Consider the following 26045-nt stretch of genomic DNA (forward strand, 5'->3'; position numbering starts at 1 on the left):
TAGAAATAAACATAAACAAACCTATTTGATTATTGCAAATAGGTTTGTTTGTGTTCCTTTTTCATTAGGTAAATCACTTAATGAAGAAGTGGGGTTTGGAAAAAAGCGGAACGTTAATTGAGTAATAGCAGAAATTATCTGTGTGGAAACTCCACTGACAGAATTATTGAAAAAATTCGTTTTATTTCGTTACTCGAAATGTTATGATAGATTCATAGATTTTTTACATATGGAGGTATGGAACATGACAAAACGACCGATTACTGCAGAAGACTTGAATAAGTTCAAATATGTGGGAGATCCTCAGGTTTCTCCGAGTAAGGACAGAGTTGCGTATGTGTTAACGCAGGTGGATACAGAGAAGGATGGCTATTATTCTCATATTTATGTAACAGACTTAAACGGTGAAGGTAGACAGTTTACGTACCATTTTTCAAAGGATAGTTTAGTGAAGGATGCTGCTCCAAAGTGGTCTCCGGATGGTAGCGCGCTTGCATTCCGTTCAAACCGTACTGGTAAAAATCAGGTTTGGCTATTACATACTGATGGTGGGGAAGCGGTTCAGCTGACAGATGTGAAACAGGGTGTTGGCGAATTCGTTTGGTCTCCGGACGGAAAGCAGTTAGCTGTTACAGTGAGCGGAGAATTAAAGCTTTCCACTGATAAAGATGAAGAGAAAAAGGAAGAAAAAAGCGATGTAAAAGTAATTACTAGACTTCGTTACAAAGGTGATGGAGTTGGTATTTACGGTGAGGATCGCAAGCATGTTTATTTATTTGATGTTGAAACAAAGTCATATACAAAGGTAACTGACGGAGAATATGATTTCGGTCAGGTGCGTTTTACTCCTGATGGAAAAAGCTTATTCTATATTGCAACAAAGGCTGAAGATAAAGAATGGGGCTATCTGCCAGCAATCTGGAAATACGATATTGCTTCAAAGGTAGAGACGTTATTTTATCAAGGAAATGGTTACTTAATGGCACCTTCTGTATCACCGGATGGAAAGTGGCTTGCAGTAGCGGGGCATACACGTGGGGAAAGAAGCCAAGGGAATACAAATGTGCTTCTATTCTCAGTTGAAACAGGTGAGTTGAAGAACCTAACAGAGCAGTTTGATTATACAGTTGGGAATCTAGTAGGTGTTGATGCGAAGTATGATACTGCAGAGTCACGTTTAATCTGGGATTCTACGAGCACTGGCATTTACTTCTCGGCAACAGTTGGCGGGGACTGCCAGTTGTTTAAGGTGAATCTTGAAGGCGAAGTATCAGCTGCACTTTCTCCATCAGTAGCGAACGTTACTTCTTACGACATTGTAAGTGAAGACCTAGCTGTTCTTGTTCTAGGAAATCCACACTCAACTGGAGATGTTGTAACGCAAGACCTGAACAATGTGAAAAATGTAACGAAGCTAACTGATTGGAACAAAGAGTTATATAGTGAGGTGCATTTAAGCACGCCTGAAAACTTCTTTTACAAGAGCACAGATGGCAAGGATATCGAGGGTTGGATACTAAAGCCATATGGTTTTGAAGACGGAAAAACATATCCGATGATCCTTGAAATTCACGGTGGTCCAGCAACTGCATATGGAAATGGGTTACACCATGAAATGCAATTAATGGCATCAAAGGGGTATGTAGTGCTTTACACAAATCCAAGAGGAAGCCATGGCTATGGTCATGATTTTGTAAATGCGGTGATCGGTGATTACGGCGGCATGGATTACGAAGATATCATGGCTGGAGTTGACTATGCGTTAACTAGATATAGCTTCATTGACCAAGATAACCTTTTTGTTACTGGCGGAAGCTATGGTGGATATATGACGAACGTGATCGTAACTCGTACAGACCGTTTCAAAGCAGCTGTTACACAACGTAGTATTTGTAACTGGCACAGCTTCTATGGAACAAGTGACATTGGGTTCTTTTTCACAGAGTGGCAGCATGGACATGCGGATTTATGGGATGATGTGGAGAAGTTATTGAAGGTTTCGCCGTTAACATATGCACGCAATGTTAAAACGCCAACACTTATTCTGCACAGTGAACAGGATCTACGTTGTCCAATGGAGCAAGCTGAGCAGTGGTATATTGCGCTTAAGCGATTAGGTGTAGATACTAAATTCGTCCGCTTCCCTGACGAAAACCATGACCTATCTCGTTCAGGTAAGCCGAAACACCGTCAAGAGCGTTTGAATCATTTGATTGGGTGGTTTGACGAGAGACTGTAATTTTGTGATGGGACGACAGGTACTTGTCTTATTAACGCGAATTATTTTCATTGACATTTTTAGGTAGTATCATTTAAACTTAAAAACAATAAAATTAGTTTAATATTTTTGTATATTCTCTTATCAAGAGTGGTGGAGGGACTGGCCCGACGAAACCCGGCAACCGTTCATGTTGACACATGAAAAGGTGCTAAATCCTGCAAAACGTTTGTTTTGAAAGATAAGAGAGGCGCAGCTTCTATAGTTGATTAATGCCTCTCTATCTAGAGAGGCATTTTTATGTTCATGGAACGTAGATTTTGAAAACTTCTCACGTTCAATTCTGATTAAAACGATTGAAATAGTTGGTGAAGAGAAAGGAGGTAGTGATATGTATGTTATGGATTTGACAGGAAAAGTGGCAATTGTCACTGGTGGTGCCAAGGGGATTGGTAAAGCGATCGTTGATGCCTTGCTTGAATGTGGTGCACAAGTGGCTGTCATCGATCTTGCCTCACCGCCTGAATCACAATCTAAAAATCTACTATATTTACAAGGTGACATCACCCAGAGTGATCTCGTCCAGGAATTTGTAGATAAAACGATAAAACACTTTGGACGATTAGACATTCTGGTCAACAACGCAGGAGTATCCTCAATGGATTATGTTGTAGACATAAAAGAAGCGGACTGGGAGCGGGTTATGGATGTGAATGCAAAAAGCGTGTATCTCTGGAGCCAAGCCGTCGCTCACTATCTTATCGAACAGGGTCAAGGCGGAAAAATTATCAACATCGCTTCACAAGCAGGTAAGAATGGCTATCGATTAATGGGAAGCTATGTTGCGTCTAAGCATGCCGTTTTAGGTTTTACAAAGGTAATGGGAATTGAATTAGCAAAACACCAAATCAATGTAAATGCGGTTTGCCCTGGAATAGTTGAAACAGATATGAAGCGAAGAGAGCGTGTAATTGGCGGGGAGTTAAGAGGTTTAGACGCCCATGCAATTGAAATGGAGGATATATCACAAGTACCACTTGGCCGAACAGCAAAACCTGAAGATGTGGCAAATGTGGTGATTTTCTTGGCTTCAAGGTTTTCCGATTATATGACGGGGCAAGGAATAAATGTAACCGGCGGCATGACAATGTCCTAGGTGGCTCTTTAGATAAAAGAAAGTATAAAAGTAAACAGTAAAAGAGGAGATGAGCGTAGAATGTCAGAGCAGAACGTAAATAAGGGTAGTTTACTAGCCCTTTTACCACTATTTGTTTTTGTATTGCTTTTTATCGGTGTAGGTGTAATTGCAAAGGACTTTTCGATATTGCCTTTAAACGTTGCAATTCTTGTTGCGGCAGTTATCGCGTTAGTTATGAATCGTAAAGAAAGCTTTTCTAATAAAATAGAGATTTTTTGTAAAAGTGCAGGAGACTCGAATATTATTTTAATGTGTATTATCTTTGTGTTGGCAGGTGCATTTGCAGGTGTAGCACGTGAAATGGGTGCAGTTGAATCAACTGTTAACCTTGGTCTTTCATTTTTACCAGAAAATCTTTTACTAGTTGGTTTGTTTGTTATTGGATGCTTCATCTCGATTTCAATGGGTACCTCGATGGGGACTGTTGTTGCGTTAGCACCAATCGGAATCGGAATTGCTGAACAAACTGATATCTCAATGGCTCTTACAATGGCAACGGTAGTTGGTGGAGCAATGTTTGGTGACAATCTATCAATGATTTCGGATACAACAATCGCTGCTGTTCGAACTCAAAAAACGAAAATGAGTGATAAGTTCAAGGTTAACTTTTTAATTGTGCTACCTGGGGCAATTATTACAGCAATTATCCTATTTATACTTACTTCAGGTAACAGTGCAAGCATTAGTGGAGACCATTCATTTGAAATCGTAAAGGTACTACCATATCTAGCAGTTCTCGCAGCAGCAATTGCAGGGTTAAACGTTATTTTAGTATTACTTGGCGGTATCGTGTTTGCGGGAATAGTCGGGCTTTCAACAGGTGGCTTTACGTTCACAGGATACCTACAATCAATCGGGAATGGCCTCATCAGCATGGAGGACCTAGCGATTGTTGCACTTTTAATAGGCGGTGTAGTAGGACTTATTAAGCATAATGGTGGAATTGATTATCTCTTACACTTTGTAACTAGTAGAATTAAATCGAAAAAAGGTGCAGAGTTCGGAATCGCAAGCTTAGTAAGTATCACCGATGTGGCAACAACCAATAACACCATTTCAATTATGATTACAGGTCCTCTTGCTAAAAATATCGCGGACCAGTACGATATCGAACCACGTAAGTCAGCAAGCTTACTTGATTTATTCTCATGTGCATTCCAGGGGATTATCCCTTACGGTGGGCAAATATTAGCAGCTGCAGGTTTAGCTGCCATCTCTCCAGCCAGCCTTGTACCATACTCTTTTTATCCGATCTTAGTTGGTGTTTGTGGAGTTATTGCAATTTTAATAGGGTTTCCGAAGTTCAAAGGTCAGCCTAATGCTGATTCAGTGAAAAAAGTATCGTAGGTGAGGCATGGGGGGCATATCATTGTTACACCTAGGTTCAATTGAGGAAATATAAATAGTATTAAACATAAAAGCCATTAAGTTATACGCTTAATGGCTTTATCCATTGATATTTAGGTCGATATGTAACATCCAATTTAATCTTAATTTATATCTTTTTTTGGAGATGCTTGGATACGTAGGCATGCCTCTTAATGAATAAAAGTACATTGTATAAACACTTATACTCATTATCACGTTCTCGTCTTTTGGCTTCTGTATCAAATTCATTTACCTTAAGATGTAAATGAAATGGATCAAACTCTTTTACTTTTTCAGGTGCCTCATCTGGATGATAATGGGCGTGGAATTTCATTAAAGTTCCAGAGCTGTCATCCCAGTCATAAAAATATTCAATAATCTCATTTGTTTGGTTGTCGATATATTCTACGCATTTTAAGGAAGGGATAGTTAGGAAAAGTTTAAAACGAATACGTTTGGCTTGAACAGAAACATTTGGACCATGATGTCCTGGCACCTCTACACCAAAAATATTATTAACTTCTTCAATAATATCTCGAAAATCTAAACTTTCGAACTGTTTGAAGTTTGTTCTTTTAATTCCCAGTGTCTTCGCCATTTGTTAACCTCTGGATAAAGAAAGACCACATTGCAGCGTCTGTTTCCTCTTCTGCTGTTAAGTTGTCCCAATCTCTATCCCCAAAAACAGTATTGAAATCTTTCCCGTCGTACTTATTCTTAAAATGCTCAATATAAGCTGAAATTTGTTTTTGTTCATTTACCGTATTTTCCTGTTTTGACTTTTCCCATTCCTCTAAATCCTCTTCATATGCTGCAACTGCCTCTTTCACTTGGTAACGTACTCCCGAAGGGGCATCGAACCAAAACTCAGGATGGACTTTTATTTTTTCGTTAAGGGCCTTACGTTCTACCTTAATCATACTTCCATCATCTAATTCACGTAAAAATCGACCTTCATTTATCCAGTTATTAATGGTAGTAGTACTTACACTGAAAAAAGCTGCTAGTTGACCAGTACTGTACCCTTTAAAATCATGGGGTTCCTTGAATTTAACCTTGAGTGTTCTTCCTTTTTTGGGAACACTCGCAACAGAAACCATTTCAAGTAAAATTTCCTCCAATGCCCCTTTTGCCGCATTATTGTCATCAAGAAGTATAGACTCGCTCCAGACTTTCTTTTTTGTATTACCACTTTCTTCGACTAAATTATGTACTGCTTTAATAAAAATAAGGCGGAATAACTTATCCGAAAAACTAATGGAGGCCCATTCTTTTAGGTCCATTTTTTTTAAAAGCTGAATTTTTTCCTCATATACTCTTTTTTCTATTTCTGTAATAGGCATTACCATCACCTCTTACCTCCCACTATATCAAATACTACAAGTAACTGCAAGTTATGAATTGTAACAGCAACCTACTACAAGTATTATTTTTCTACTACTAATTTATACGTATTACTTTTCTTACTTTTCGACAATAAATGAAGGGACAAGGCAAATGTCCCTTTAAAATGTCGTTATATAGTGGTTGTCTCAACTATTAACAGGTCAGATGTAAGAAACTCTGTCAAGTCTCATTTTTTTTCGCCAACTTCCCCATCGGAAGATAGGTAAGATAAAACACAATCAACCCCGCAATTTCAAGATTAATATAATACATAAACCCTGACCCAAAGAAGGAAAGAATTGTTTTAGATTCGGTTGGATTTGCTAAGTAGAAGAAGTTCGTGTTGAGAAGGAGATTGATGAAAAATATTGGAACGGCGATCAAATTGAGCAGGAAGAATGCTGTCCAAACGGCCTTTTTCGGAACACGGTAGCCCTCATACACAACAAAATAAATGACGGACCAAGCGATTGCAGCATGATGAAGAAAGTATTTTAGAAAGCGGTAGTGAGGAAATTGATGGAACAGTTCGGGAGTAACCATACTAAGAATTGGAGGAAGTAACCCGGTAAAGAACACTAGATAAAAGGCTTTTTTACTAGGCTTTAGGAACAAATAGATACATATGAATGTGCTAATTGAACATAAGTGTAATGGAAGGTCGCCAATTTCCCATTGGTTTGTAGCGACTAACCAAATTTGATGTGAAACTTCGCTTGAGACCAAAATACTGAATAGTGTCCACTTGATGATTGACTGATATTGCCTGAGCACTCTCCTTGAGAAAATAAGCAAAATAGAAACACCAACAAAAAACAAAAACACAGCAATATGCGGAAGTGAAAACATCTCAAACGTCTGCATTTCTGTAGGCGAAAACATGACCCCACCCCATTCTTTATGAATTTGGTTGTTGTATTAGTGTATTCAGTATATGTGGCGGTTTAGAAGGGGGTGACAGGCTACTTACTTGATTTATATTCAAGACATAGGTCAGGTTCAAAAGAAAAGCCACTAAATTGAATTAATGGCTTTTTGAATAAGTATTAAAAGATCGTTAACCAATAAATGTACGATATAAGAAGTATTCCTACATACACCCAAGATAAAATTCGCTGCCATTTTTTTTCAGGGAATGAAATGAACAAAAATAAGACGGGCACTAGCGTCCAAGGTAATAGAAGTAGTAGACTTAAAAATAATAGACCAACAGCAGTTCCAAACCCTGCGGCTTGAAATGCTTCGTGCGCAATATAGGCGGATGCGCCTAATCCGATTGGTGAAAGTAAGAGTAGAAAATAGCATTTGAGTCGGAAGGTCACGAAAAAAGTGCGTAAAGTTTCCTTTTCATAGAAATTGAAACTTAGATTGAAATTTGAGAGTGGTTCACGGAACTTTGCAGGTACTAATTGCATGGTTATCACTCCTTTTATGTAGTGGTGGTGCTATTACATCCTTATAAATAAGACGATTTGCGTGGGTGAAAAGTTCCCTTTACTAGATATATGTAAATTAATAGATTTTATGAATCTATTATTACCTTATGTATGTATTTCTATAACAAAAATGGTATTAAATGTATTTTAGTCTAATTATATGAAACTGTCATTTGGTTTTGTGAAAAGTAATACCTATGAACTACTCGGTTATATAACCTTAAAACTACATTTCAACATAATCTGTACTAATCATAAACTATTAATTCAAACAAATGTTTGTTTAGCTGTGTGGGTCATGTACAGCAGTCGATTGATTTTTTAAACAAGCGTTTGTTTGAAAGTGTTTTGGGTCTGGAAAGGGAGCAGAATGTAACAGTTTACCTGCTGGGAGTTGGATTGAGATGTAAAGGAAGGAGGAGAAAGTAATGAGATCATTAACTACACCTAAATGGGTTTCGGTAATTGGAATATTACTTGCCACTCTATTTGTAGCGATTGAAAAAACGCAAGAAACAACGCTGTTGACTGTAAGTCTTATTTTTGCAGCCTGGCTTGCGATTGCTTTGCATGAAATGGGTCATGTTGTATTTGGTAAAAGGGCTGGATTTAAATTTGGATTTTTTACAGTTGGCCCTATTCAAGTGGAAAAAACAAGTAGCGGAATCAAAGTAACGGAGAATAAGAATTGGACATTTTTTGGTGGAGTAGCGTTAATGCTGCCACCGGAAGTTAAGAAGGAAATTCTCATAAAGAAGTGGGCAACCTTTGCAGCGGGAGGCCCTTTAACCTCAATACTTATTACGTTACTAAGCTTTATGTTCTATATAATATTTACTTATGAATTTTTACTTTTTTTTACGATAATGAATGCAGGAATTTTTATCGCAACAATTGTTCCTCTAAAAGGAAGCATGAAGACGGACGGATATGTATTGCTTTCTCTATTAAATAAAGATAAAGCACATAAGGTAATAGATGAGTTACTGATTATGAGAGAGTTACTAGGGAAAAAGAAGCCGAGTGATTGGAATCAGGAATATATAAAGGCGGCAAAACAAAAGGAAGCTAGCCTCGAGAATCTACAGTATGCAATGTTGATCTATTATCACGAAATCGAAAAGCATGGCTTTCAAGCTGCGGTAGATACGATGAAGGAGTATAGGGAGATTCCAATTACTAAGAAAAACCAATTTCAATTAGGGTTCCTGATCCATATGCAGCAGCTCTCACTATTTTTACAGGAAAATCCTTCACTAAAAGAAATCGTAGTATTACAAAATCAGCTTTCCAATATAGAGCCATTTTCTTTTACCAGGGGCAAAGCAATGATTGCTTTCTTAGAAAATGATGAACCAAAAGCTAATGAATACATAGATAAGGTCAAGAAGATGATCTCCGAAAGCGAAGGTATGTATGGTTTTTTTCAAGCTGAGAAAACCTTGACGAGTCTTTTGGAAAAAAGAATGAAAGTAGAATAAATGAAAGAGAATCTATTGAACAAAAAATAGATTCTCTTTTTGTATAACTGAATAATAGTAGGATAATAATTTTGCAAATAAATGTAAATTTATAGTTAAACTATTCTGAAAAAATATTGTCAAATCTACACCTATAGTGAATAATAAGGAAGAAAAATCGGGGAATTTGTCCTGTGTTTATGGCGGAATTTGGTATAAATATGAAATGAAAATGAATCAAAAGGAGGAGTGTTTATGAAACAGTTACGAATTGTATTAGCATTTTTACTAGTTTTGCAGGTAGTGTTAATTGGGCCGGCAAGTACACAAAAACAGGTAAGGGCTGAAAGTAGTTCTGTTACAGAGGGGATGATTCATCAGTTTTCCCAAAACACCTGGGCTTATAGTAGATTGGCGAAAAGTCCCAATGGTACTCAATATCTATCACATGTAAGGAATGCTACAGAAATCGCATTGAAAAAGTGGAGTGGATCTTCATGGAATGAAGTCACGTCCTTAAAAACATCTGCGTCTGGTGATACAGGGTTTAATGGACCATCAGATATTGCGATTGATGCTACAGAGAGTGTCCATATGGCGTATTTGCACTATAAGGGTTCTGGAGTAACAAGTACTCGTGGTGTTAAATATGGGGTATATAAAAATGGTAGTTGGACTTTCCAGACGATTGAGGAGTATTCGGATTCGTATGGTTGGAAGAACATGTATGATCCGAGTATTGCGGTGGATGCAAATGGAAAGGCGCATATCGTGTATGTCTTTAATGATTCTAATGATCCGCGAAAGTATGAGGTTCATTATGCAACAAATGCCTCTGGATCTTGGGCTATTCAGACGTTAGCGCTTGGGACAAGTGCTATTGATGAAGTACATGCGCCTCAGGTAGAAGTGGATAAGAACAATACTGTACATGTTACGTATGTTAAAGAGGATAACCAAAATGACTATTATGGCAACTACTATTATACCTACAAGGATGCAAATGCTCCTGCTTTCCCAGCTGCAAAAAAAATTATCGATGCAGTTGCTGAACAGAAGGATTATTTCTATTCACCATTTGCCGTGGATGCTTCAGGAAAGCTTTACGTTACATTCTCAGAAGGTAGTACATGGGCAAGTGATTTGGATAATGAAGTATTTACAACACATTTTCAAACAAATCAGTCGGGTTCATGGCAAAGAGAGGTTCTTTATTCTGGTACGCAATATATAAGCTATCCGATATCGGTCGAGATACAGGATTCGAAAGCATATGTAATGATGTACAAAGAATCAAAGGACTGGCCACCTTCAGAGTTGGGCTATTTTGTAATGGTAAGGGATGGGGGAACCTGGGTAACTGGAACAAAGACTGTTTCGTCAAGCTTAGTTACTTTGACTCCAAGGGAATTAGCCTTTTCTGTCGATTCAGAAGAGAACTTTACGATTGTCACGTTAGATGACGGATTACGGAATGTATCATATTTACATGGTACGAGTGACGACTTTGGGCTAGTAAGTATTTCTTCTAATGCAAATCTTTCTAACTTAACTCTAAGTAATGGAGATTTGGCACCTATATTTTCTTCGGGAACTACCGAATATAATTCTTCAGTTGCAAGCAATGTAGGTAGCATCCAGGTTACGCCAATTGTTGCAGATTCAAAGGCAACTGTTACTGTTAATGGCCAAGTTGTTGTGAGTGGAGCTGTTAGTCAGCCAATTGCCCTTTCATTTGGGAACAATGACATATCAGTTGTGGTTACAGCAGAGGATGGAACTGTCAAAACGTACACCGTGAAAGTACGTAGGATGGTGTCTAATAATTCAAGTCTGAGCAATCTGGTAATTAGCGAAGGTACGCTAACTCCTGCGTTCGGATCAATGACGAAGGACTATCGTGTGTCTGTACCAAATAACACAGCTTCTATTACGTTGACACCAACGGTTGCGGATTCATATGCAACAGTAACGGTTAATGGAATTGCAACTACCAGTGGGGTTCCAACAACTCCAATTTCTTTAAGCGCTGGTATGAACTTCATTCCAGTAGTGGTAACTGCACAAGATGGATCAACATCTATGTATACAGTTACTGTAAAACGCAATCAACTGCCTCAATCAACAGACACTAGTTTTACTGTGAATGAAAATGCTTCATCTGGTACGGTACTTGGAAGTATCCAAGGAAGTGACCTGGATGGTGATGCACTTACTTACAGAATTGTGTCTGGTAATGAAACCGGTGTATTTGATTTAGACTCAGAAACGGGTGTATTGAAAACCTCTGGTCTTTTAGATTATGAATCTATTGATTCATACAATTTGGTGATAGAGGTTAGTGATGGGGTAGACCGCGTAACTGTGAATAGTACAATTTTGATAAATGACGTAAATGATAACCTCCCGATTCCACAGGGCTTTTCTACTGTCATTGATGAAAATTTAGCATCGGGTACTTCTGTTGGCTCAGTTACAGCTACAGATAATGATGCTGGAACAACTTTTTCCTATAGTATTATTGCGGGAAATGAATCAGGTGCATTCAGTATTAACGCGATAAGTGGAGAGATTAGTGTTTTAGATGCAACTAAGCTTGATTTTGAAAAAGTAAAAAGTTTTACCCTAACTGTTCAGGTGAGTGATGGAACAAATACAGCAACAACTACCGTTCAGATTGCACTCTTTAATCTAAACGACAATCTACCAGTAGTTGAAGATGCAACTTTTTCTATAAATGAAAATGAAGACACGGGTACGCTTGTAGGTGTAGTAACTGCAAGTGATGCAGATGGAGATAGCTTATTTTATGAAATTATCTCTGGGAATGAAGATGGAGTATTCTCTATCAATTCTTCAACAGGAGAAATTGTTATAAAAGATGGAAGCTTACTAGACTATGAGACTACAACAACTTACGAGTTGAGTGTACGAGCCCTTGATACATTGGTGCCTCAAGTAGACGGTCCAGGTTCAAATGTAGGTGTCATTACAATCCATGTTAATGATTTGAATGATAACGCACCTGACCTAAATGGGTTCGAAAAGAGCATCAATGAAAATGCGGCAAACAGTACATCTATAGGAACTGTTACTGCAACAGATGCTGATACTGAAAGTACCTTTACCTTTAGCATTGTTGGCGGAAATGAGTCTGGAGCGTTTGCTATTGACTCCACTAGTGGTGAAATCACGGTTGCAGACTCTACAAAACTAGATTATGAAGTAGTGAAAAGCTTTACCCTTACTGTAAAAGTAAGTGACGGCATAAATGAAACAGAAACCATCGTAACGATTCATCTGAATAATGTAAATGATAATCTGCCTATAGTGATTGATGATGTATTTTCAGTAGATGAAAATGCAGCGAACGGAAGCCTGGTAGGAACTGTTCGTGGAAGTGATGCTGATGGTGATGTTTTACGATATGAAATACTTTCAGGAAATGAAGCGGGAGCATTCAGCATTGACGCTGTTACAGGTGAAGTTAAAGTAGCAAATTCGAGCCTACTGGACTACGAACAGACCACAAGCTTTGAGTTGAAGGTCCAAGCTAGTGACTCTGTAATTACAAATCTATTAGTAACACCAAATTCACTTTTCGATAAGCTATATCAGTTACAGACAAATGTTGCAACTATTATCATCAATGTAAACGATCTTAATGATAATACTCCTGTACCACAGGGATTTGAAATGATAATTGAAGAGAATACGTCTACAGGTACAAGTGTTGGAACTGTTACTGCCACGGATGCAGATGCTGGCAGTAGTTTTGTCTATAGTATTGTAGCTGGTAACGAAGATGGAGCGTTTGTAATAAATCCTGTTAGTGGAGAAGTGTCAGTAGCAGATGAAAGTAAGCTTGATTTTGAAAAGAGTAACGAGTTCTCATTAACCATTCAAGTTAGTGATGGTACCAATGTAGCAGAAACGATCGTTACTATAACGTTAACCAATGTAAATGATAATGTTCCAATTATAGATAGCACAGTATTTTCAGTTGATGAAAATGAAGAAAATGGAACAGAAGTTGGTCAAATAGTTGCTAACGATGCAGATGGAGACACTCTAACGTATCGTATCATTTCAGGAAATGAGTCTGGAGCATTTGGTATTAGTGATGTAACAGGAACAATCACTGTTACTGATACAAATCTATTAGACTATGAAGGACAACAAACGTTCAACCTAACAGTGGAAGTATATGATGGAGTTCATAAGACTACAGCTATTGTTATCATTCAGATTAATAACCTGAATGACAATGTGCCAGTTGCAGAGGATGTAGACGTCACAGTCCCTGAAAATACTGGTAATGGAACAGAGGTTGCAAACGTTTCTACAGTTGATATGGATGGAGATTCTTTAATCTATACCATTGTATCTGGCAATGAGGGCAATGCTTTTGCAATTGACTCTCAAACAGGAAAAATAACTGTATTAGACGAAACAAAGCTTGATTATGAAGTAACACCAAGCTTTACATTGACTGTTGAGGTTAGCGATGGAATTCATACTGCACCTGCAGTAGTTCACATCGAATTGTCAAATGTAAATGACAATGCGCCTACTTCAGAGGATGTTATGTTTACCGTTGATGAACAGGCGGAAAATAGTAGTTTGGTTGGTATCGTTGGAGTGGAAGATGCAGATGGTGATTCGGTAACCTTTGAAATCTCTGCTGGCAATGAGGATGGGACTTTCACCATTAATGAAGCTACAGGAGAAATTACAGTACTGGATGCTTCCTTGTTAGATGCAGAAGAAAAGGCTGAGCATAGACTAACTGTTACTATTAATGATGGAGTGCACTCTGCTCCAGTAGCAGTTACTATACAGGTTCTTTCAAGTGATGCTACCCTACAGGATTTAACAAGTAATGATGGAATAATGTATCCGCTATTTGCACCGGGTATTACTGAATATTCAGTAGTAGTCAGAGAGCGCACAGATGCGATTGTATTTACACCAACATCACAAAGCCCATATGCAACAATCAAGATTAATGGGAAAGAAATAGTGAGTGGACAAGAAAGCGAAGCTATTTCGTTAGATATTGGCAAAAATACCGTCGAAATTGAAGTTACTGCTCAAAATGGCCAAGTGACTAAATATACGCTAACAGTCACACGCTTGAAAGCTACAGTTCCAGCGGTTCCAGTGTACAACGGTGGGACAGTAACAGTAGCAGATCACGATGTTGAGTTAGTGGATGAAAATGGAACTCTGGTTGTCGAGTTGACGAAAGAACTAGACTCAGCACAATTTGTAAGATTTACTGCTTCTCAAATGGAAATACTACGAAGTAGAAATGCAAAAATCAAGATTGTGAAGAAGGATGTCCAACTAGATATTCCTGCTCGTAACTTTACTGGTCAGGATGATGTGCTATTCATTTTAGAAAGAGTTACAAAAAAGCTGCCTTCATCAGATTTAGCGAAGAGTACCATTTATGATTTTACAATTAAACAAGGTAGTAAAGTAATAAGTCATTTTGAGAAAGCTGTTGAACTTGCTTTCCCGACTAGTGATAAGAACGACAAAGTCTATTACCTGAACGAATCTAAGCAACAATGGGAGTTAGTAGGCGGTGTGCACAAGGATGGTTATATTCATGCAACCACAAACCATTTTAGTACTTTTGCAGTCTTTAGCCCGAATGTTTTTAAGGAAGATAAACCATCATCAGGATCTGAGCTGCCGAAAACAGCCACTCGTCAATATAATTGGTTAACAGTAGGTTTTCTACTAGTAATGATTGGTGGAGCGTTGGTAGTTGGACAAAGGGTAAGACGTAAAGCGTAGTATGAGTAAATAAAGCCAGGGACCAGTTGGTTTCCCTGGCTTTTTTGTACGTTACAAAGTGTTTATTCAAGGTAAGGATAGCTAAAGTATTGCGCGTTATTTCCTAAGGTACAGCTAAAGCCCACATGCCTCCCTTTTTAATCGATGGTATTAGTAAAAAAGTCCCGAATTTACTGTATGAAAATCATTTTCATTATGGTATGATTTAGGCGAAATTATGTCGTAATTTGTAAGTGTTGGTACAATTGTGTAATTGGTAAATCTCCATTCTAGAATCTGTCGAATGTTTCAGGTAGGATGAGGGATAATATGAAGAGTTTACCTTCATTGGGGCAAAAGTGCTGTCCCTATGTCCCAACACCGATCTAGGAGAGAGATATGAGTAAATATCAGCAAACGTTTGTCAGGAATGTTAGAAGACAGCTCGAGTCATGGTTGAATCATAATGAAAGTGTTCAACATAAAGATGTTTACCGTTTTCTTCATTCGATTGCGGGCACCTCAAAGACGATAGAATTGTTTCGAATGGGTGAGATGGCGCAGTCTTTATTAGATGAGTTACGTGAGGAAGACGACAGAGAATGGAATCAAGAAAAGTTGCAGAGGTTTTTCCTTCCGCTTATCTCGCTTTTGTATTATGAAGAATATTCGGGTACAAGGGAACGGAGTATAATTCCTTCTAGTAGGTTCAGTAACAATCAGGTGAAAACAGGTGCTGCCGAGCAAGAGCATTCCCCACGCTCGATTATCTTATTAATTGATGATAATGCTGACTTCATTATGTATGCAAAAGAGATGCTTGAGCAGCAAGGATGGGGTGTGTTGGCCGTGGCTGACCCGGATAAAGCAATTTCGTCTTTCTACGATTTGAATCCGGATTGTGTAATTATTAATTATGGGATACAAGATAAGAGTGGCCTTGATGTGTTAGAACGGCTAAAGGATATGGTTAAGCATCGTTTTGTGCCGACAATTATGATAAGCGAGGGTTCTTCACCCAGTCTTAGAATAAAGAGTTATCAGCTGGGTGTGGATGATTTTATTACCATTCCGTTTGAGCATGAGGAGTTTATCGTCCGCGTACACCGACAGATTGAGCGAAAACAAACTATACAAGAAGTAGTAATTATTGATGAATTAACAAGGGTGTTTAACAGGAACTATTTACAAAAGATGTTTGATCGTGTGGTCCATAATTTAAGAAGAAAAAATGAGACATGCGGCATTGTGTTAGTAGCACTGGATAATCTGAAAAAAATTAATGATTCTCACGGGTTTACAGTTGGTGATCAGGTACTAAAAACGTTTGCTGAAATCTTGCGTAATCGCTTGTTTCATCATGACGTTATTATTCGATATAGTGGTGATGAATTTCTACTGTTTTTACCTGATAACAATGTGGAAGAAACGAAAAACTCCATAGAGCGAATTTTAAAGGATTTTTCAAAAAAGCCATTTTACGGTAGCGAGTCCAATCCATTTTATTGCACATTTTCAGCTGCTGTACATGAAATACAAGCAAGTCAGCTGGACCTCACAAAGAATGTTCGAGTATTATTTAGTACCCTTTATGAAGCCAAGCGTGAAGGGAGAGGCGTTATCAAGATTGTCCCATCTGAGACTATCAAACTTCATAAAAAACGAATTCATGTTGGCATTGTTGATGATGATCCAATAATAAGAACGATGCTTACTGATTTAATTAGTAAAAGTAAAATAACCGAGGGCTTTTCGGTGAATATTAAATCCTTCAAGGATGGGATGGAATTTCTTGAATCTGAGTGGCATAAGGAAAATGATGAACCATATTTAATCATTTTAGATGGCATGATGCCCCGGATGGATGGTATCGAGGTTCTTCAAAAACTTCGTGCTCTCAATGATCAGGAGAGGTACAAGATTATCATGTTAACTTCTCGTAAAAGTGAACAGGATATCTCACGTGCCATCCAGCTTGGTGCGGACGACTATATCACAAAACCTTTCAAGCTTTTAGAACTGGAGTCGCGACTTGGGCACCTTATAAAAAGGGTGAAATAAAATGGTTGAAACAAGTTTAGCTGCACTTTTTATATTGCTCTTATTATTGATGTTTATCTTGATGAGTCTTTTTTTATACTTGATGGTTAATAAAGTTCAAAATAATAAGATGAGAGCACGAATTGAGGACTTAAAGGAAGAGAACCGGTTAGCGGTATTCCAATATTTACAGACAGGTGATAAAGCTTCGATTGAAACAGACCTCACCGATGAAAAAATAAAAGCGCTTTTTGAGCTGTTAAATGAATATACAAACGTGTTGGATGGTGTTGAAGTAAAGGAACGTATTCACACCTTTACAAAAGAATACTTAACTACATTTGTGCAAAGACAGCTGAAACAAAGGCGTTGGAGTCTTAGAATGAATGCCCTCTATTCAATTGAGGATTTTCAAATGAATCATCTAACTCCAGTCTTGCATGAACTTTATCAGAAAAAACGTGTAACAAGCGGAGAAAAGGCTCAAATTCTGAAGCTGTTTGCGCAATTCAATGAACCTATGATTATTGACTATTTAGAGGAAGTTGGCACCGATATCTCTGACTTTTCATTGTTAACAATCCTTTTACACTTGGATGATGAGAAGGTGGATGAGCTAGTCGAAGGCTTTAGTAATGTTCCAAAAAGATTGCAATATATGCTGGTGGACGCGATTGGAGAAAAGCAGTTAACTGCCTATCATTCACTCTTACAGAAGCTTGTGATTAGCCAGGATACGGAATTACGGGTACGAGCATTAAAAGCATACGCAAACTCAGGAATACCAATTGATGCCGAGGTGCTTGGGGAGTTTTTTGACTCGGAAATCTGGCCAATTCGGATGATGGCTGCAAAGGTGACTGGAGTTCAACGTCTTGATATGTATAAGGAACAACTCGTCGACCTACTTTCAGATCAAGAATATGTGGTAAGAGCAGAAGCGGCCAAGGCCATTTTGAGATTTAAAGATGGGGAAGAAGTGTTAGAAAGCGTTGTTGATGAATCGACAGATATTTTTGCAAAGGATATGGCGATTGAGTGGCTAGAAAAGGAGCGGGGTGCATATTCATATTAATTGGTCTTTTTTATTAACAGCAGGCAGCTGGTTTATTTTAATCTATATGATCATGATAATCGTTGTATATGGTGGCATGCTGCTTCTTTCCCTGTTTCAGATTAGAAAAAGCTATCAACTTGATGATTACGAGCCATACGAAGAATTGCTGAAGTCTGAATATACCAAGCCGGTTTCAATCCTGGTACCTGCCTATAATGAATCGGTTGGAATCATGGGGAGTATTCGGTCATTAATCAGCATTGAGTATCCTGAATATGAAATTATCATTATCAATGATGGTTCAAAAGACGATACACTTGAAAAGCTTATTACGAAATTTGAGTTGGTAGAACGTAAGCGGGTTGTTCGGAAACAGCTGGATACAAAACCAATCAAGGCAGTTTATCAGTCAACCATTTACCCGAATTTAATCGTGATTGATAAGGAAAATGGCGGTAAAGCGGATGCCTTAAATGCAGGGATTAATGTTTCAAAGTATCCTTACTTTTGCTCATTGGACGGAGATTCGATTATTGAACGAAATGCATTTTTAAAAGTGCTAAAGCCAATCATTGAATCCAATGATGAGGTGATTGCGTCAGGCGGAAGTGTTCGAATTGCCAATGGTTGTACGATTAATAATGGTGAACTTACAGATGTAGGTATTTCTCGAAAGCCACTTGTTATCATGCAAGTCATTGAGTACCTACGGGCATTTTTAACAGGTCGGATTGGGCTTAGTCGAAATAATTCATTACTCATTGTTTCTGGAGCTTTTGGTGTGTTTTCGAAAAAATGGGTAATTGATGCTGGTGGCTATGCACATACAGTTGGCGAGGATATGGAGTTAATTGTTCGGCTACATCGTCTGATAAAGGATCGAAAAGCGAAAAAGAAAATTATCTATGTTCCCGATCCGGTGTGCTGGACAGAGGCCCCTGAGTCGATAAAGTTTTTACGCCGTCAGCGTAAGCGGTGGCATCGGGGGTTATTTGATAGCCTTTGGAAACATAAGACCATCATGTTCAATCCAAAGTATGGTTCTATTGGATTGTTTGCAATGCCTTATTTTTTCTTTATTGAATTTCTAGGTCCGTTAGTTGAATTTACTGGTTATATTTTGTTAGTAGTTTCTATTTTTTTGGAGCGTATTTATGTAGAATACGCGATTATCTTTTTCCTGCTGTCGTTAATTTATGGTTCCATTTATTCCATGGCGGCAGTACTTTTAGAGGAGTGGAGTATGGAGAGGTATCCAAAGGTACGCCACTTTGCTTTGTTATTTTTCGTTTCTCTCACTGAGACAATTTGGTATCGCCCACTCACCGTTTTGTGGAGGGTAGAAGGCATGATTGAAATTGTATTAGGTAAAAAAGGCTGGGGAGAAATGGTGCGAAAAGGTGTTTCTAATGACTAAAAAGAGTGCGTTTATTTTATCCGGTGTTGTGATTTTACTTTTAGTATTTTCATCACCATTATGGTTATGGTTTTTACAACCTGAAAAGAAATTAGATGTGTTAATTGTAGATAAAACAGTTCCAGACCAATCCTACCGGGAGCATCAGGGAATTACTTGGCTCTTAAATAATCTAAAGTTCAAAAAGGAAAATGGAACAACCTATCGGGAGGAAGAGGATTATGTCGGTTTTATACCTACAGATCAGCCACCAGACTTTCGAGTGAAGGAGCTCCCGGAGGATTTATCTCCGTATGATGTTTTATATGTAGCAGATGGTTATGGTGTTTATGAAGATGAATATGTAAGTAACAACCAAGACGGGGCGCGGTCTGAATTATTGTATGGTGGGATGACCTCTAGGGATGTTAGTTTACTGAGTGCATCATTAATTGAAAATAACCAAACCTTAATCGCCGAATTTAATACATTTGGTTCTCCAACCGAGCAGCGAGTCCGTGAAGAATTTTATGAGTTGATGAACCTGCGTTGGACAGGTTGGATGGGGCGATACTTTAGTAACTTGGCTAATGATGAAGTCCCGGTTTGGTTAAAACAAAATTTTGAAAACCAGTATGGAGAGGCCTTTGCTTTTAAAGGGAAGGGGCTTGTTTTTGTTAATGAGGCCGACAAAGTTGTGGTGTTAACCGAAAATGACATAACAGATTCGGCTGTTCAATTTAAGCAAACGGATGTTGGCCACTATGATCTGGACGATGATATCCAGTATAACTATTGGTTTGATGTGGTGGAAGCAAATGATGTAGAGGAAGTTCAGGCGAATTTTGAATTGAAGTTGAAGAAAAGTGGAGAGGGAAAATTGTCTGAAGCGAACATTCCACTCACGTTTCCAGCAGTTATCCATCATGAAGAATCATCATATGACAGCTATTATTTTGCTGGGGATTTCGCTGACCAGGAAAAAGTACCTGCTTTTTACCAAGTAAAAGGAATAGCCTGGTGGCAAAAACTGCTTTCCTTTGACCAAAAAGGTAGAACGGAGACGTTTTATTGGAAGGCGTATGTACCGATGATGAAGGAGATTTTATCAAAGGAAAAAGGTGCTTCTAAAAAAGTGGCGATTGAACCGGAGATTGAAACCGTCGACGGTATGAAAGTGATTGGGAAATCTGGTACTGGTTATCTTCAAGTTTATAAAAATGGCGAATGGGAAGATATTCTTATTAAAGGTGTGAACATGGGGATTGCGAAGCCTGGAACGTTTCCAGGTGAGACCGGTATTAACAAGTCAGAATATGCTCGTTGGTTTAAGCAAATTAGTGAATTAAATGCAAATGCAATTCGTGTCTACACGATACATCCGCCTGCATTTTACCAGGCGTTGTATGAGCATAACCGTAGTACAGAAAATCCAATTTACCTGTTCCATGGTGTATGGGTAAATGAGGAGACATTTTTAGAAAAGAAAAATGCATTTGATCCAGCCGTGACGGATGATTTCAAAGCGGAAATTAAGCGTACGGTGGATATTATTAATGGTAATGCAGAGATAGAGGAGAGACCTGGACATGCCAGTGGAAAGTATGTTCACGATTTATCCCCTTATCTGTTAGGCTGGGTTCTAGGGGTTGAGTGGGATCCAGAGGGTGTTATTGGGACAAATGAAAGTAATCCTGATAAACCGAACTACAGTGGGACATATATCAAAACTGAAAATGCTTCACCATTTGAAGCGTGGCTTGCTGAGATGATGGATTTCACAGCTGGATATGAAGCAGAAACCTATGGGTGGCAGCATCCGGTCAGCTTTACGAACTGGCCAACAACCGACTTACTAGAGCATCCATCAGAACCTAGTGATACGGAAGATATGGTATCAGTAAATCCGAATGTGATTAAAGCAACAGATGCATTTTATCCAGGGCTCTTTGCTTCGTATCATTTTTATCCATACTACCCGGATTTCATGAACTATGAGGAAAAGTATGTCGAGTACAAAGACCATCGTGGTGAAAACAATAACTATGCAGGGTATTTGCATGATATGAAGGAGCATCACGATATGCCTATACTTGTTGCTGAGTTTGGAATCCCAGCGTCAAGGGGTCTTACCCATGAAAACGTGCATGGATTTAACCAAGGTTTTCACTCTGAACAGGAGCAAGGTAAGTTGATTACTAAGTTATATGAGAACATTGTTGAAGAAAAAATGGCTGGTGGACTTGTATTCTCGTGGCAGGATGAATGGTTTAAGCGTACCTGGAACACGATGGACTATGATAATCCAGATCGCCGGCCATTCTGGGATAATATTCAAACAAACGAGCAACATTTTGGTCTGCTCAGCTTCGAACCTGACACGAAGGATACACAGTTTTTAATTGATGGTGACATATCTGAATGGGAAGCAAGGGGAATTGAACCCGTTCAGTCAAATGACCAGGGCCCAATAAAGAATGTATATATCGGTAGCGATGCAAGGGCGCTTTATTTTAGAATTGACTTTAATGAGGACCAATGGAATGAAGATGAGTTTAAGACCTCAATATTGTTAAATACAATTGGCGGTCAAGGGCAATCGACTGTCCCAGATGTTTCGGGCATACAGGAAGAAGGCATTGATTTTCTAGTTGAGTTAAATGGCAAAGAGAATTCAAGGGTGTTAATTGATAGCTACTATGATACCTTCCATTTTGACTACGGCCATGTGCTTGGATTGATTGAAGAACAGCCATATGCGAGTGAAAAAAATAACGGTATTTACCATCCGATTCGTTTAACGTTAAGTAAACAAATGACAATACAGAAACAGGATGAAACTCTAACAGTGCCGTTTTCTGCTTATGAAACGGGAAAACTAATGTATGGCAATGGTAACCCGGATGCAGATAACTACAACTCATTGGCGGATTTTATTAGTAAAGATGGTGTTCTGGAACTACGGTTACCATGGTTGATGTTAAACGTGAAGGATCCGAGTCAAAGGCAAATCATTGGCGATTTTTGGAATGATGCTGGCTTGGAGAGTAAACAAAACATTGACTCCATTTCGGTTGCGGTCATTGTTTCAACTAAAAACGAGGTAGCACAGCGAGTGCCGACTGCTAGTGGAGAGTGGATGCAATATACATGGGAAAACTGGGAGCAACCGGTTTTCCATGAGAGACTAAAGAAATCGTATAATATTTTGAGGAATGCATGGAAATAAGAGATTGATTAAGACTGGCTATTAGTAGCCAGTCTATATTTTTTGTAAAAGTGCGGGAAGATATATACAGAAGCAATTTTTGAAAGTAAGGAAATAGTGGATGAGGGACTTGTCCCAGTAAGGGGGAGAGAAGCATGGAGCGTATTTTAGTTGTGGAGGATGAGGAGGTTCTTCGGATGCTGGTTGTAGATACGTTAGTGGATGAGGGGTATAAGGTTGATGAGGCTTGTGATGGGGATGAGGCAATTGAGTTGTTTAAGAAACATGCATACGATCTTGTGATTGTTGACTATATGATGCCAGGGTATACAGGTTTGGATTTGATAAAAAGATTACGGCTGCAACATGAAGAGGTAAAGATTATTATGTTAAGTGCGAAGAACCAGGCGTCTCAGCAGCAAAAGGTGTTAGAGGCAGGCGCTGATGCGTTTATTAGTAAGCCATTTAGTCCATTAGCACTTGTAGCAAGAATCGAGGAGATTTTGCGTGAGTCTGCGTAACTATGTAAAGACAAGCTTAGCCAGACAGTTTGGTATGTTAACTATCGTGATTATGCTGGCCTTTACTTTATTGATCTCAGTGCTGATTGTATACGAAAATCAGCTACAACAAAGTTTTGAACGAGAAAATGAAAAATTTGAACGGAAAATGGTTCTCGCTTCTGACCTGGAATATTCATTCAATCTGGCAATATCTGAAATGAGGGCGTATTTAGCATACGGTGGACTAGAAACCTATTACACCAACGTCGAAAAACAGCGTGAGATTGTTGATGAAAGGATTTCGAATTTACACGATATAGCTGAAACAACTGAGGATGAATTGTTTGTAGAACGAACTGGCGACTTTTATAACTACTATTTTAAGGATGTTTTACCAAGGTTTAAAGAGTTTTATGATAATGGGCTCTATGAAGAGGTTACAAAGATTGCTGTTTCTCAAAATGCTTCTGAACAAATTCGAACCTACCAGAGTAATGTCAAAGACTATATGGACGGTCTACGGGAGCAGCACTCGAGGGAACAGGAGGAACAGAAAAATAAGTTTCTACTTATACAATTAATCTTTGTCGGAGTTCTTCTGTTATTAATTGGCGGAATGGCAGTACTAATTCGTGTAACCATTTGGAGAATTAGAATGCCATTAAGCAGGCTTACTCTTGCTGCTAGTGAAATTGCAGAAGGACGGCCTGTGATGTTCCCTAATCTGTCTAACAGACAGGATGAGCTAGGTGTTTTATCGATGGCATTTGAGAAAATGGCAAGAAGTATTCAGGAGAAAGAAGATGACCTGAGTGCTCGAAATCAAGAACTACTTGCCCAGCAGGAGCAGCTGCAAACTCAGCAGATACACTTAGAGCAGGCCCTTAAGGAAACACGCAGTAGGGAGACCGACCTTATGCGCAGGAATGGACTAAACAAGGGTTTGTCTAACTCACTTGATAAACGTGAGGTCCTTCATAGTATCGTTAAAACCATGACTGAAATTGTGGAGGCGGATAAAGGAATAATTGTGTTATTGGAAAAAGGAAACGAATCCGCCTCTTTTGGAGTTTCAGAGCAAGGAACTCAGCAGTTTCTCGAGCATTTGGATGGAGGGCTGGTTACAAGACTTCAAGATACAAAGAAGCCCTATGTGATAAAAAGAGAAAGCCTTTTTTCCGAAAAAGGATATCATACCAATCATTCATTCACCTTTGATCTATTTTTACCAGTCCTCACAGCATCTGGTGAAGTTGCAGGAGTTATGATGTTCTCAAGGTACGACAAAGCCTTTCTTGATTCGGAAATTAACGAATATGTCAACTTAAGCAAACAGATAGCCATTTCTCTAGATAAAATCAAGCTTTTCGAACAGACTGAAGCGGAACGTCTGTTAACCCAAAATATACTAGACACAATTAAAGAAGGGATTCAACTTGTTGATGTTTCTGGAAGAGTCATACAGGTTAATCAAAAGCTTTGCGATATGTTGGAGTGTCAGTCCGGAGCAATTGTTGACAGTGAGTATGAAAAATGGACCATGGATTTTAGTGAAGCGGTTAAAAACGGCCCGGAGTTGAAGGAGTTTTTTGATCAAGTCCTATTTAGTAAAGGTGAGACTCCGTCCTTTGTATACCACCAAATGAGTCCATTCCAGCGGTTCATACAGGTATATTGCGAGTCACTAACAAGAGACGGTGAAAAAATGGGAACCGTTATCGTACATCGCGATATTACAAAGGAATACGAAGTGGATGCGATGAAATCGGAGCTTGTCAGTACGGTAAGTCATGAACTTCGTACACCACTGGCGAGTGTGCTTGGATTTGCAGAGTTAATGCTACATAAAGAATTTCCAGCAGAACGACAAAGAAAGTATCTAACTGCGATTTACCAGGAAGCAAAACGCTTAACGGCATTAGTGAACGACTTTTTAGATGTTCAAAAAATGGAGGCTGGAAAGCAAGAGTATCATAAATCGAATGTGGATATTCTGCCGATGTTGAGTGAAATAATTGAGATGTATGAGGTTAATCATCCGACTCATGTCTTTCGGTTGAGTGATGATAAGGTAAATACTGTTGTATTTGGTGATTGGGATAAACTAGCGCAGGTATTCAATAACTTAATTAGCAATGCAGTGAAATATTCACCAGAGGGCGGAAGTGTTGATGTTAGGTTTTTTGAGGAAGACAATTATTTGAATGTCGAAATTAAAGATGAAGGTCTCGGAATCCCAGCAGAAGCAGTGAAGGATATCTTTGAGAAGTTTTACAGAGTTGATAATTCGGATCGGCGAAAGATAGGTGGAACAGGTCTCGGCTTAGCGATTGTAAAAGAGATTATGAAGGAGCATGAGGGTGAGGTATTTGTTGAGTCTGCGTTGAATGAGGGGAGTATTTTTACAGTGAAGTTGCCAAAGGTGCTGGCTGAATCACGAATTTAGCATTTCAAATAGATTATGAACTCTCCTATTGCGTAATAAATCGATTAATTGAGTAATAATTAAATTAATTGCATACTAGTTGAGGATAATTGCACACTAATTCAAGTAATTGCATAATAAATTAGCTAATTGCTTATTAGCATTTTAAAAGACCGAAAGCGGGTATCGCAGTAGATATAATCAATAAGTAAATTAGAACGTTGGTTGTATCGATCACTACCGTCTGTACTAATCGTGAAATCTTAATTCAATCAAATGTTTGTTTAGCCTATGAGCGCAGTTTTGCTAGGGCATTAAGATTACAAACGTTTGTATCATAGCGTGTATGCTGGCAAAATACCCTGTTATAGTTGAAGGGGCAAGGTCTAAATCTATTAGGGTCAAGGGACCAGCCCCCTCGACCCACTAAAACTCCAACTAGCCATCCGGGTTAACCCGTATTGTAGTATAGATAGCACTTCAGCATCTTATGAGCGTAATATCTAATGCCTAAGCTACTGACCATCCGGGTAATGCCACTTACCCTTGACCTTCAACCAGAC

15 protein-coding genes and 1 riboswitch are annotated in these 26045 nt (G+C 38.7%); of the genes, 11 read left to right on the forward strand and 4 right to left on the reverse strand.

The window, feature by feature from the left end:
- Positions 1-244 precede the first annotated feature (244 nt).
- The 3 genes from AB3M96_RS05635 to AB3M96_RS05645 all read left to right on the forward strand — a co-directional run bounded on the left by AB3M96_RS05635 (position 245) and on the right by AB3M96_RS05645 (position 4763).
- A complete protein-coding gene (locus AB3M96_RS05635) occupies positions 245-2239 on the forward strand; it encodes a S9 family peptidase (protein ID WP_412966603.1) in 1995 nt (664 codons plus the stop codon).
- A gap of 117 nt (positions 2240-2356) precedes the next feature.
- Positions 2357-2466: riboswitch (SAM riboswitch) on the forward strand.
- Positions 2467-2483: 17 nt separating this feature from the next.
- Entirely contained in the window at positions 2484-3374 is an 891-nt protein-coding gene (locus AB3M96_RS05640; RefSeq protein ID WP_412966604.1) for an SDR family NAD(P)-dependent oxidoreductase, read from the forward strand.
- Between the two features lie 60 nt (positions 3375-3434).
- Complete coding sequence (locus tag AB3M96_RS05645; protein WP_412966605.1) at positions 3435-4763, forward strand: Na+/H+ antiporter NhaC family protein; 1329 nt, start codon at positions 3435-3437, stop codon at positions 4761-4763.
- 148 nt (positions 4764-4911) lie between these two features.
- On the opposite strand, the gene AB3M96_RS05650 is transcribed toward AB3M96_RS05645, so the two are convergent.
- The 4 genes from AB3M96_RS05650 to AB3M96_RS05665 form a co-directional block, all read right to left on the reverse strand.
- Positions 4912-5382, reverse strand: coding sequence for a hypothetical protein (locus AB3M96_RS05650; protein ID WP_412966606.1), 471 nt, complete (start codon positions 5380-5382; stop codon positions 4912-4914).
- Positions 5360-6133, reverse strand: a complete 774-nt coding sequence (locus AB3M96_RS05655) for a hypothetical protein (RefSeq protein WP_412966607.1) — start codon at positions 6131-6133, stop codon at positions 5360-5362. Before AB3M96_RS05655 ends, AB3M96_RS05650 begins: the two co-directional genes overlap by 23 nt.
- A gap of 217 nt (positions 6134-6350) precedes the next feature.
- Complete coding sequence (locus AB3M96_RS05660; protein WP_412966608.1) at positions 6351-7052, reverse strand: YwaF family protein; 702 nt, start codon at positions 7050-7052, stop codon at positions 6351-6353.
- Between the two features lie 164 nt (positions 7053-7216).
- Positions 7217-7585 carry a hypothetical protein gene (locus AB3M96_RS05665; RefSeq protein WP_412966609.1) on the reverse strand — a complete coding sequence of 123 codons (369 nt, stop codon included), beginning with the start codon at positions 7583-7585 and terminating at the stop codon, positions 7217-7219.
- 449 nt (positions 7586-8034) lie between these two features.
- Between AB3M96_RS05665 and AB3M96_RS05670 the strand changes: the two genes are divergently transcribed.
- The 8 genes from AB3M96_RS05670 to AB3M96_RS05705 all read left to right on the forward strand — a co-directional run bounded on the left by AB3M96_RS05670 (position 8035) and on the right by AB3M96_RS05705 (position 25503).
- A complete protein-coding gene (locus AB3M96_RS05670) occupies positions 8035-9087 on the forward strand; it encodes a M50 family metallopeptidase (protein WP_412966610.1) in 1053 nt (350 codons plus the stop codon).
- Positions 9088-9321: 234 nt separating this feature from the next.
- The gene (locus AB3M96_RS05675) at positions 9322-14874 is read left to right on the forward strand and encodes a cadherin domain-containing protein (protein WP_412966611.1); all 5553 of its coding nucleotides are present in this window, start codon (positions 9322-9324) and stop codon (positions 14872-14874) included.
- A gap of 378 nt (positions 14875-15252) precedes the next feature.
- On the forward strand, positions 15253-16914 hold the full coding sequence (locus AB3M96_RS05680; RefSeq protein WP_412966612.1) for a response regulator: 1662 nt from the start codon (positions 15253-15255) through the stop codon (positions 16912-16914).
- Between the two features lies 1 nt (position 16915).
- Positions 16916-17968 (forward strand): HEAT repeat domain-containing protein, encoded by a 1053-nt coding sequence (locus AB3M96_RS05685; RefSeq protein WP_412966613.1) that lies wholly within the window; start codon positions 16916-16918, stop codon positions 17966-17968.
- 46 nt (positions 17969-18014) lie between these two features.
- Entirely contained in the window at positions 18015-19367 is a 1353-nt protein-coding gene (locus tag AB3M96_RS05690) for a glycosyltransferase family 2 protein (RefSeq protein WP_412966709.1), read from the forward strand.
- The gene (locus AB3M96_RS05695; protein WP_412966614.1) at positions 19360-22575 is read left to right on the forward strand and encodes a hypothetical protein; all 3216 of its coding nucleotides are present in this window, start codon (positions 19360-19362) and stop codon (positions 22573-22575) included. The genes AB3M96_RS05690 and AB3M96_RS05695 overlap by 8 nt, the downstream gene beginning before the upstream one ends.
- 134 nt (positions 22576-22709) lie before the next feature.
- Entirely contained in the window at positions 22710-23075 is a 366-nt protein-coding gene (locus tag AB3M96_RS05700) for a response regulator transcription factor (RefSeq protein ID WP_412966615.1), read from the forward strand.
- Positions 23062-25503 carry an ATP-binding protein gene (locus AB3M96_RS05705; RefSeq protein WP_412966616.1) on the forward strand — a complete coding sequence of 814 codons (2442 nt, stop codon included), beginning with the start codon at positions 23062-23064 and terminating at the stop codon, positions 25501-25503. Before AB3M96_RS05700 ends, AB3M96_RS05705 begins: the two co-directional genes overlap by 14 nt.
- Positions 25504-26045 lie beyond the last annotated feature (542 nt).

It is taken from the genome of Ferdinandcohnia jepli, from assembly GCF_047246645.1.
Lineage (GTDB): Bacteria > Bacillota > Bacilli > Bacillales > Bacillaceae_L > Ferdinandcohnia.